This is a genomic window from Bradyrhizobium sp. UFLA05-89, assembly GCF_059803475.1.
Genome location: NZ_JBANBA010000310.1, coordinates 1 through 513, shown reverse-complemented (window position 1 = coordinate 513; position 513 = coordinate 1). Strand labels below are relative to the sequence as shown.

The window sequence follows — 513 nt, the reverse complement described above, 5'->3', positions numbered from 1 at the left end:
CGATAGGTGGTGAAGCGGTCGGCCAGGCGAATGGCGAGATCGTCGGGCAGGGCGCGGTGCCCGCTTGCGGCGAGCGCGGCGAAGCCGCCCTTCACCGTCAGGCGCCGGGCCTCGCCGAGCTTGAGCCGCCAGGCGGCTTCCGCATTGGCCCAGAAATTCCGCGCAAACGTCAGAACGGCTGCTGCGACCTGCTCCGGCGGCAGCGGTGCAAGCTCGGCCGCGAACTCGGTTGCGATCGTGTTCCAGGCGATCTCCGGACGGCCATAGGCCGACAGGATGGTATCATCCATGTCGATCAGCATGGCGCGGGGGAGGGGCTTTGCGGTCTTCATCGACGTCATGGCCATTTCACTTCCGGTGGCAGCGAGGACAGGATCGAATCCACGTTGCCGCCGGTTTTGAGCCCGAAGATGGTGCCGCGGTCGTAGAGCAGGTTGAACTCGACGTAACGCCCGCGCCGTACCAACTGCTCCTCGCGATCGGCAGCGGTCCAGGCGGTCGCAAAATTGCGCC

1 protein-coding gene and 1 pseudogene are annotated in these 513 nt (G+C 66.3%); both read right to left on the bottom strand.

What is annotated here, in order from left to right; genetic code table 11:
* Nucleotides 1-347: pseudogene (locus tag SO139_RS46415) on the bottom strand (HAD family hydrolase); the annotation flags it as partial.
* Nucleotides 338-513: coproporphyrinogen III oxidase (locus tag SO139_RS46410; RefSeq protein ID WP_498542182.1), on the bottom strand; the 176-nt coding region annotated here is incomplete at its 5' end. The gene SO139_RS46410 and the pseudogene SO139_RS46415, both read right to left, overlap by 10 nt.